Origin of the sequence: Micrococcus lylae NBRC 15355 (assembly GCF_001570885.1) — a bacterium.
Taxonomy (GTDB): domain Bacteria; phylum Actinomycetota; class Actinomycetes; order Actinomycetales; family Micrococcaceae; genus Micrococcus; species Micrococcus lylae.
Map to the genome: position 1 here is coordinate 1 of NZ_BCSN01000073.1, position 8,794 is coordinate 8,794.

Genomic DNA, 8,794 nt, shown 5'->3' on the forward strand with positions numbered 1-8,794 from the left:
CAGCCCAGTGCGTTCGTCCCCTACCTGTCCCTGCTCGGCCTGTGAACGCCCGGAACCACGACGACGGCCGCCCGGCCGAGCCGTCCGCCTCGCCGGGGCGCGGGGCCGGGTCGTCCGGCCGCGGTGCCCCGGAGGGCGCCGGGGAGCCGCAGGCGTCCGTGGACGGCGCGCCGCAGGGCGGGGGTGAGGCCCGGACGGACGTGACCGAGGGCCTCGGCCGCCGCATCCTGGCGCTGGCCGTGCCGGCGCTCGGGGCGCTGATCGCCGAGCCGCTGTTCCTGCTTGCGGACACCGCGATCGTCGGTCACCTGGGCACCGCGCAGCTCGCCGGTGTGGGCCTGGGGACCACCGTCCTGCACACGGCCACCGGCCTGCTGATCTTCCTCGCCTACGCCACCACCCCGGCCGTCGCCCGGCTGACCGGCGCGGGCCGGGGGGACGAGGCGATGGCCCGCGGCCGGGACGGCATGTGGCTCGGCGTGCTCATCGGCGTGGTGCTCGCGGTGGCCGGCTGGTTCGCCGCCCCGTGGCTGGTGGGTGCCCTCGGCGGCAGCGGGGAAGTGCAGGAGCACGCGGTGGCGTACCTGCGCTGGTCCATGCCCGGCATCCCGGCCCTGCTGGCGGTGCTCGCGGCCACCGGGGTGCTGCGCGGCCTCCAGGACACCAGGACCCCGCTGGTGGTGGCCGCCGCCGGCTTCGGTGTGAACATCGTCCTGAACTGGGCGCTCGTCTACGGGGCCGGACTGGGGGTGGCCGGTTCGGCGATCGGCACCTCTGTGGTCCAGTGGGCCATGCTGGTCACCTACCTGCTGGTGCTGGCCCCGCGCTTCCGGGCCGCCGAGACCGGCTGGGTTCCCTCCGGTGCCGGCATGCGGGCGACGGCCCAGGTGGGCTCCTGGCTGCTGCTGCGCACCGCCAGCCTCCGCCTGGCCATCCTGCTCACGGTGCTGGTGGCCACCGGTGCCGGGGACGAGGTCCTCGCCGCCCACCAGCTCGTGTTCACCCTGTTCTCCACGCTCGCCTTCGCCCTGGACGCCCTGGCGATCGCCGCGCAGGCGCTCATCGGCCATGAGCTCGGCCGCGGGGACGTGCGCACCGCCCGGGAGCTGACCCGGGTGATGGTCCGGTGGTCTCTCTGGTTCGGCGTGATCACCGGGATCCTGCTGGGCGGGCTCGCCTGGGTGCTGCCGCCGCTGTTCACCGGCGAGCCGGGCGTGCAGGCGGCGGCCACCGCCGGGCTGCTGGTGCTGGCGCTGAGCCAGCCGCTGGCCGGCTATGTGTTCGTGCTGGACGGCGTGCTCATCGGCGCCGGCGACGCGCGCTACCTGGCCCTGGCCGGCGTGGTGAACGTGGCGGTCTACGCCCCGGTGCTCTCGGTGATCGCGGAGGTGGCCGCCGGGGGACTGGGCTGGACCGTGGACTGGTCCGATCCCTGGGCGAACGTCCCTGCCCCGCCGGAGCAGCTGGCGATGCTCTGGGTGGGCTTCGGCTTCGTCTACATGGGCATGCGTGCCCTCACTCTGGGCCTGCGCTCCCGCTCCGACGCCTGGATGCGCGCGGGGGCGTGAGCGCGTCCGCCACCGGCGCGAGGTGGGCGGACGCGACGTGAGCGGGCTCGCCGCCGGCGCGAGGTGGGCGGGCGCGACGTGGGCGGGCGCGACGTGGGCGGCGCGAGGTGGGCAAGCGCGAAGTGGGGAAAAGACACGGTCACGTTCTGCGATCTCAACGCCGTGTTATATCCCCAAAAGGCGGCGTGGGTGCTGGCCTAGACTTGTCGGGTGCCTGCCGTGACCAAGACCCCTGTGGACGTCGCCGACGTCATGTCCAAGCCCGTCCTGATCCGCGCCGGCGTGGCGCTGATCTTCGGCCTCACCACCGTGTTCGTGCAGGAGCCGGGCACGATGTGGATGAAGATCTCCCTGGCGCTCTACCTCGTCTTCTCCGGCTCCGCGATGTGGGAGTACCTGCGCCGCGACCCAGTCCCGGAGGCCATGCGCTCCCCGCTGTCCATGGCCGCCGCGGCCTGGATGCTCGGCACCATCGTCCTGTTCTTCTTCTCCACCCCGGCCGGCGTCGGCATCACCGCCGGCGCGGCCCTGCTGCTGGGCGGCGTCGCCGAGCTCGTCGCCGGGTTCAGGCACCGCCGCGAGTTCGCCCCGGCCCGCGACCAGCTGATCACCGGCGCGGTCGGCGTCGGCTCGGGCATCGGCCTGTTCCTCGGCTCCGGTCTGAATCAGCACGCCCAGCTCGGCATCGCCGGCGGCGGCGCCCTCATCCTCGGCGTCATGATGGCGGTCTCCGGCGTCGGCATGTACCTCGACGTCCGCAAGGCCGCGCAGACCGACGCCTGACAGCGTCAGGCGCGGGCCCGTCGTCGTTCCCCCTTCCGCCCTCCGCAAACCCCTCGGCGCCGTCTGCGCACCCCGCGTAGACTGGGGCGCGCCTGCCCGACGACGGCCCCCTGCCGGGTGCGTCCATCCCACCGCAGGCGTGAGCCGGTCCCGAAACCAGTCAGGAGCGTCCCGAAGTGAGCGCACAGTCCTCCCGTTCCCCGCGCAGCCAGGATCCCCGTGGCGGCCAGAAGCGCGGAGGCCTGAAGGACACCGTCAAGGCGCCGCTGATCTTCTCGGCGGCCCTGGGCCTGGTCGGTGGCATCGTCGCGGCGATCACCGCCTCCGGCGGCACCTCCAAGCCGCTGCGCATCGACGTCGGGCTGATCGCCTTCGGCGTGTTCTTCGTGGTCTCCCTCGTGGTGGTGGCCATGCTCCAGCTCGCCGCCCGCGAGAACCCCGAGCACCTCTCCCAGGGCTCCGGTGTGAACCGCTCTTCGGCCGAGATGCACCAGAAGGCTGTGGACGCCCGCCGCGCCCGTGAGCGCGCCCAGCGGGAGGGGCGGGACGGCGCCGACTAAAGGTCCCGTCGCAGCGCGCACGCCACGACCCCGGCCGGCCTGCACCCGCTCGTCCCGATCGGTGGAGGTGTCACGGGAAGGGCGACGGGAGACGTCGGGGCGCTCAGAACCCGAGCGACCCCGCCGCCTCCTGCAGCGCCCGGGCCGAGGCCTGCAGCTGGCGGACCTCACCGGCGTCCAGGTCCGTCTCCAACACCTGGAGCACGCCGGCCCGTCCCACGACGGAGGGCAGGGACAGGGCGACGTCGGTGAGCCCGTGCTCGCCGTCCAGGACGGTGGACACCGGCAGGACGGCACGCTCGTCCTTGAACACGGACTCCAGCAGGCGGTTCGTGGCCACGCCGATCGCATGGTTGGTGGCGCCCTTGCCCTGGATGACCTCGTAGGCGGCGTTGGTCACCGAGTCCGCGATCGCGTCCAGGTCCGGGCGGGTGAACTGCGGGGCCGCCGCCGAGGGCCAGCGCAACAGGGGAACCGGTCCCACGGAGGCCGTGGACCAGGCGGGGAACTCCGTGTCCCCGTGTTCGCCGAGCACCGCGGCATGCACCGAGCGCGGGTGCACGCCCACGCGGGAGGCCAGCAGCCAGCGCAGTCGGGCGGTGTCCAGCAGGGTGCCGGAGCCGATGACCCGTCCGGCGGGCAGGCCGGAGATCCGCTGGGCCACCAGGGTGAGCACGTCCACCGGGTTGGTCACGAGCACCAGCAGGGCGTCCGGTGCGTGCTCCTGCACGGTGGGGACCAGCGAGCGCAGGATGGCCACGTTGGCCTCGGCCAGGTCCAGGCGGGTCTGCCCCGGCTTCTGCTTCGCCCCGGCAGTGATGACCACCACCGAGGAGCCGGACAACACCGCCGGGTCGGCGCCTCCGGTCATGGTGTGGGCGGCGGTGAATGCGGTCCCGTGGGCCAGGTCCAGGACCTCGGCACGGACCTTGGCCTCGTCGATGTCGTACAGGGCGACCTCGTCCGCGACTCCGCTCATCAGGGCAGAGAAACAGACCGAGGTGCCCACGGCGCCGGCGCCGATCACGCCGACCTTGCGGTACTCCGGGCGCGGGGAGGTCGGGGCTGAGACGGACGGGTCGGTGGCTGCGGTCAGGGACGTGGGCGTGGCGTCGTGCTGGTCGCTCATGCCCCACACCCTAGGCGCCATGGCGGGCAGGAATCAGTCCTTGGGCTTCTTCTTGCCCTTCTTCTTGCCCTTCTTCTTGTCCTTGTCCTTCTTCTTTTTCTTCTTGGACTTCTTGGTCGCCTTGTCCTTGTCCCCGGAGGTGTGCTCGCCGGAGTTCCCGGAGGTCGTCTCGGCCGCGTCGTCCTCAGCGGCCTCGGCGGCCTCGGCCTGACGGGCCCGGTAGCTGCGCACATGCAGGCGGTTGCCGCAGTTGGCCTCGTCGCAGAAGCGCTTGGAGCGGTTGCGGCTGGCGTCCACCAGGACGTTGCCGCAGTCCTCGCCGGCGCACACGCGCAGCCGGGCGGCCTCGCCCTCGGCCATCACGTCCGCCAGGGTCAGCGCGGCCAGCGCGGTCAGTCGTTCGACGGCGTCCGAGGTCTGCGAGGCCGGGCCGTAGACCAGGCCCTCCTCCGTCTCCACCAGGGCCAGCGCCCCGACCTCCGCCAGCAGCTCGTTGACCGGTTCCGTGACGTCCTCGCCGGCATCGGCGGCGGTCCACAGCGCCGCGACGCGGCCGCGCAGCGCATGCGCCCGCTGCAGCGCTGCGTTGGCCACGCGCACCCGGGACTTCCCCTCGTGCACCGCCGGCACCACGTCCGGGATCTGCGTGCCGTAGACCAGCCGCTCCTCCAGCACCTGCCCGCCGTGCGGGCCCGGCGCCGTGTTGAGGAACGTGGTGAGTAAGTGGAGGCGGTCCAGCGTGCGTGGGGAGAGCATGTCTGCACTGTACGACGACGGCCCCGGGCCTCGGCAGGGCACGTCGCCTCCCTGCTCGAGGACGGGTGAGGGGCCAGGCGGAGGGCAGTGCCGTCGTCGGGAAGGGGAGGTGGCCGCCGCCGGCGGCCCGTGTGCCGGTGGCCGGAACGGACACGCTGTCACACTCCGTCCACATGCCCATGATGTGGATGCCGACTTCTCAATCCTCGAAAGGCGGGGGAGGCTCGGCTAGCGTGATCAGCACACCGCCGTCACGGGAGGCGGTGGCACCGAGGCATGGGCCCGCGACGAGGCGGCGCCCCACGAAGTCAGGAGACGACCGATGTCGCAGACGGAGAACGCCGGCCGGATGTCCGCCGGCCATGTGATCGTGAAGACCCTCGAGTCGCACGGAGTGGAGCGGATCTACACCGTGCCCGGAGAGTCCTACCTGGATGTGCTCGACGGCCTGCACGACTCTTCGATCGAGAACGTCGTCTGCCGCCACGAGGGCGGCGCCACCTACATGGCCGAGGCCGACGGCAAGATGAACGAGGTCCCCGGCGTGGCCATGGTGACCCGCGGCCCCGGCGCGGCCAATGCGCACGTGGGCCTGCACACCGCCTGGCAGGACTCCACCGCCATGGTGCTGTTCGTGGGACTGATCCCGTTCGAGCACCGCGACCGCGAGGCCTTCCAGGAGTTCGACCCGCACGCCTGGTTCAACACCGGCGCCAAGCGCGTCATGGTCCTGGACCATGCGGAGCGTGCGTCCGAGATCGTGGCCGAGGCGATGTTCGCCGCCAGTTCCGGCCGGCCCGGCCCCGTGGTGGTCGGCCTGCCGGAGGACGTCATCCAGGAGGAGATCTCCGCGGCGCTGCACCCGCAGATCCCCGTGGCCCAGGGCGGCATGACCGTGGAGGACTGGAAGGCGCTGCACTCCGCTCTGAAGGGCTGCGAGAAGCCCCTGTTCATCACCGGCGGCAACGACTGGACCGACGAGGGCGCTGCCATGCTCACCGAGTGGCTCGAGACCCATGAGATCCCGGCCGCCGCCGAGTGGCGCACCGAGGGCACCGTGCCGTTCTCCTCGCCGTCCTACATCGGGCCCATCGGCTACGGCCGCCCGGACTGGACGCAGAAGCTGCTGGAGGAGACCGACCTGATCGTGTTCGTCGGCACCGTCCCCGGCGACGTGGTGACCGACGGCTTCACCATCCGCCAGAACTGGGACAAGAAGAACTTCCTGGTCACCATCGACCCGTCCCTGCGCGGCCGCTCCGGCCCGGTGTCCCACCAGATCGTGGCCAAGCCGGACGTGTTCGTCCGGGACCTGGTGCGCATGGACCTCGCCGTGAAGGACGAGTGGCGTGCGTGGACCCGGCGCATGCGCGGCGAGCAGGAGGAGTTCGCGGCGCTGCCGGCCGCCGAGCCGTGCGACGGTCAGGCGAGGATGGCGACCCTGATGGCGAACCTCATGCCGAAGCTGCCGAAGGATTCGATGATCTCCCTCGGCGCCGGTGAGCACACCAACTGGGCGCACCGCTACTTCCCCACCGAGGGATACCGGGCCATGATCTCCGCCCGCAACGGCTCCATGGGCTACTCCGTGCCCGGTGCCGTGGCCGCCTCCCTGAACTTCCCGGACCGCGTGGTGGTGACCATTGCCGGCGACGGCGAGTTCCTCATGAACGGCCAGGAACTGGCGACCGCGGCCCAGTACGGTGCCACGCCGCTCGTGGTGGTCATGGACAACCAGGAGTACGGCACCATCCGCACCCACCAGGAGCGCCAGTACCCGCAGCGCATCTCCGGCACCCAGCTGAAGAACCCGGACTTCGCGACGATGGCCGAGGCGTTCGGTGGCGTGGGTTTGCGTGTGGAGCAGGATGCGGATGTGCCGGCGGCGGTGGACGCGGCGCTGGAGGCCGTGCAGGGCGGGCAGTTCGCGCTGATCCACCTGATCGTGGAGCAGCGGGTCAAGGCGTACTGACGCCACACCCTGAGTTTCCGTTCGGGAGAACGTCGAGTCCCCGGGCACTGTCGTTCGAGAGGCCGTCGAGTCCCCGAAGCCTGCCCGCCCTTCGCCGCTGTCACCGAGGGGACGAGGTGAGCTCGGTGTGGAGATCGCGCACGCGGCGTGCGATGTCGTCGCGGACCAGGCGCATGCGCTCGGCTCCCTCGATCCCGCGCTCGGACGGCTCGTCCGTGTGCCAGGTCTCCACCGTGCCGGCCATGTCCGCCGCCGGCTCCACGCGGGCCTCGGACCCGAGCACCACCACGCGGTCCACCCGGCGCAGCAGCTCCGGGTCGATCGCCTTCGGCGTGCCCGCAGACATGTCCGCACTGACCTCCGCCACGGTCTCCGCGGACAGCGCGTTGATCGCCGTTCCCGGGTGGGTGCCGGCCGAGTGGACCTCCACGGCGTCGCCGGCCAGCTGCTCCATGAGGGCGGCGGCCATCTGGGACTTGCCGCCGTTCTTCTTGCAGACGAACAAGACGGAGGGGCGGGGCTGCTCTGCGGGTGCGATCATGGGGATCTCCTGGGTGAGTGGTGAGGGGATGAGGAGTCGTGGCCTGGCAGCGCCGGACGGCGTCGGGCCCCACAACATATCGACAACTGTCGATATGGAGGAAGAATCGAGCCGAGGCGAGTGTCAATCGTGTGCGGTGGCCGTCGTCGGGAAGCGGGTGTGGTGGCGTCATGCGGCACGCCCGGTGCCCCGGTAGGGTCGAGGGGCGGCGTGGAGCACGCGGTGCGAGGGCGGAGTGCGGATCCGCGGCGCGAGCGCCGGCAGAGAAGAGGTGAGGACGATGGGCGAGGGCACCGGTGAGGTGGGTGGCCGCACCATGCAGATCGGTGAGGTGGCCGAGCGTGTGGGACTCTCCCTGCGCTCCATCCGCCACTACGACGACGTCGGGCTGGTTCCGCCGTCCGCCCGCAGCGAGGGCGGCTTCCGTCTCTACACGGAGGACGACGTCGAACGACTGCGGCGGGTCAAGCACATCGTTCCGCTCGGGTTCAGTCTCGAGGAGACCTCCCGCATGCTCGAGCTGCTCGAGTCCGGAGCGGTGGGCGACGACCCTGCCGTGCTGGACGGGTTCCTGGAGCGGGCCCGCCGCGGTCGGGAGACCCTGGCCCGCAAGCTGGCCCAGGCGGACGAGCTGCTGGCCGAGCTGGAGGGCCTCGCGCACTGACGGGCGTGTGATCTGCCCCTCTTTTTGGGGGAGGTCGGCAACTCTACCCTTACGTAAGGTTAGAGTCTGAGCCATGGTCGACTCTCGCATTCCTTCCCCCGCGCCCCCTGATCCCGCCGACACCCCTGTGGAGCCCCCGGAGCAGCAGCAGTCCGTCCGCCGCGCCCTGCGCTCGCCCCGCCGCCTGAAGACCGAGGTCCTGGCCGGACTCGTGGTCAGCCTCGCGCTGATCCCCGAGGCCATCGCGTTCGCGCTGATCGCCGGAGTGGACCCGCAGGTCGGCCTCTTCGCCGCCGCCACCATGGCCATCGCCATCGCCTTCGTGGGCGGACGGCCCGCCATGATCTCCGCGGCCACCGCGGCCACGGCCCTCGTGGTGGCGCCCCTGGTGCAGTCCCACGGACTGCACCACCTCTTCGCCGCCGTGATCCTGGCCGGCGTCTTCCAGGTGCTCCTTGGCCTGGCCGGCGTGGCCAAGCTGATGCGGTTCGTGCCCCGCTCTGTGATGGTCGGGTTTGTCAACGCCCTGGCCATCCTGATCTTCAGCTCCCAGCTGCCGGACCTGATGGGCGTCCCCTGGCTGGTCTACCCGCTGACGGCGCTCGGCCTGGCGATCATCCTCCTGCTGCCGCGGGTGACCACGGTGGTCCCCGCCCCGCTGGTGGCGATCGTGGTGGTCACGGCCCTCACCCTCGCCTTCGCCGTGGATGTGCCCACCGTGGGGGACAAGGGCCAGTTGCCGGACTCCCTCCCCGCCCTGCTCATCCCGGACGTGCCCTTCACCCTGGAGACCCTGCAGCTGCTCGCCCCCTACGCGCTCG

General features: G+C 71.8%; 9 protein-coding genes. 6 read left to right on the top strand and 3 right to left on the bottom strand.

What is annotated here, in order from left to right:
* Window positions 1-158 precede the first annotated feature (158 nt).
* The 3 genes from MLY01S_RS11190 to MLY01S_RS11200 all read left to right on the top strand — a co-directional run bounded on the left by MLY01S_RS11190 (window position 159) and on the right by MLY01S_RS11200 (window position 2,911).
* On the top strand, window positions 159-1,568 hold the full coding sequence (locus MLY01S_RS11190) for an MATE family efflux transporter (RefSeq protein WP_067192145.1): 1,410 nt from the start codon (window positions 159-161) through the stop codon (window positions 1,566-1,568).
* Window positions 1,569-1,787: 219 nt separating this feature from the next.
* Complete coding sequence (locus MLY01S_RS11195; RefSeq protein WP_255218026.1) at window positions 1,788-2,351, top strand: hypothetical protein; 564 nt, start codon at window positions 1,788-1,790, stop codon at window positions 2,349-2,351.
* A 176-nt stretch (window positions 2,352-2,527) separates the two neighbouring features.
* Entirely contained in the window at window positions 2,528-2,911 is a 384-nt protein-coding gene (locus MLY01S_RS11200; RefSeq protein WP_067192134.1) for a hypothetical protein, read from the top strand.
* Window positions 2,912-3,014: 103 nt separating this feature from the next.
* Here MLY01S_RS11200 and MLY01S_RS11205 read toward each other — a convergent pair whose 3' ends face one another.
* Together MLY01S_RS11205 and MLY01S_RS11210 are read right to left on the bottom strand one after the other, a co-directional pair.
* Window positions 3,015-4,040 (bottom strand): L-lactate dehydrogenase, encoded by a 1,026-nt coding sequence (locus MLY01S_RS11205; RefSeq protein ID WP_082740141.1) that lies wholly within the window; start codon window positions 4,038-4,040, stop codon window positions 3,015-3,017.
* 33 nt (window positions 4,041-4,073) lie between these two features.
* Window positions 4,074-4,796 (bottom strand): CGNR zinc finger domain-containing protein, encoded by a 723-nt coding sequence (locus tag MLY01S_RS11210; protein WP_067192135.1) that lies wholly within the window; start codon window positions 4,794-4,796, stop codon window positions 4,074-4,076.
* 322 nt (window positions 4,797-5,118) lie between these two features.
* On the opposite strand from MLY01S_RS11210, the gene MLY01S_RS11215 reads away from it, so the two are divergent.
* On the top strand, window positions 5,119-6,768 hold the full coding sequence (locus tag MLY01S_RS11215; RefSeq protein ID WP_067192137.1) for a thiamine pyrophosphate-dependent enzyme: 1,650 nt from the start codon (window positions 5,119-5,121) through the stop codon (window positions 6,766-6,768).
* Between the two features lie 100 nt (window positions 6,769-6,868).
* Here MLY01S_RS11215 and MLY01S_RS11220 read toward each other — a convergent pair whose 3' ends face one another.
* Window positions 6,869-7,309 (bottom strand): arsenate-mycothiol transferase ArsC, encoded by a 441-nt coding sequence (locus MLY01S_RS11220; protein ID WP_067192139.1) that lies wholly within the window; start codon window positions 7,307-7,309, stop codon window positions 6,869-6,871.
* Window positions 7,310-7,589: 280 nt separating this feature from the next.
* On the opposite strand from MLY01S_RS11220, the gene MLY01S_RS11225 reads away from it, so the two are divergent.
* Together MLY01S_RS11225 and MLY01S_RS11230 are read left to right on the top strand one after the other, a co-directional pair.
* A complete protein-coding gene (locus tag MLY01S_RS11225; RefSeq protein ID WP_067192142.1) occupies window positions 7,590-7,973 on the top strand; it encodes a MerR family transcriptional regulator in 384 nt (127 codons plus the stop codon).
* Between the two features lie 73 nt (window positions 7,974-8,046).
* A partial coding sequence (locus tag MLY01S_RS11230) for a SulP family inorganic anion transporter (RefSeq protein WP_169795150.1) occupies window positions 8,047-8,794 on the top strand: 748 nt, incomplete at its 3' end.

Coding starts and splice junctions, on each gene's coding strand:
- MLY01S_RS11205 (WP_082740141.1), bottom strand. CDS start 4,040: ATGAGCGACCAGCACGACGCCACGCCCACGTCCCTGACCGCAGCCACC.
- MLY01S_RS11210 (WP_067192135.1), bottom strand. CDS start 4,796: ATGCTCTCCCCACGCACGCTGGACCGCCTCCACTTACTCACCACGTTC.
- MLY01S_RS11215 (WP_067192137.1), top strand. CDS start 5,119: ATGTCGCAGACGGAGAACGCCGGCCGGATGTCCGCCGGCCATGTGATC.
- MLY01S_RS11220 (WP_067192139.1), bottom strand. CDS start 7,309: ATGATCGCACCCGCAGAGCAGCCCCGCCCCTCCGTCTTGTTCGTCTGC.
- MLY01S_RS11225 (WP_067192142.1), top strand. CDS start 7,590: ATGGGCGAGGGCACCGGTGAGGTGGGTGGCCGCACCATGCAGATCGGT.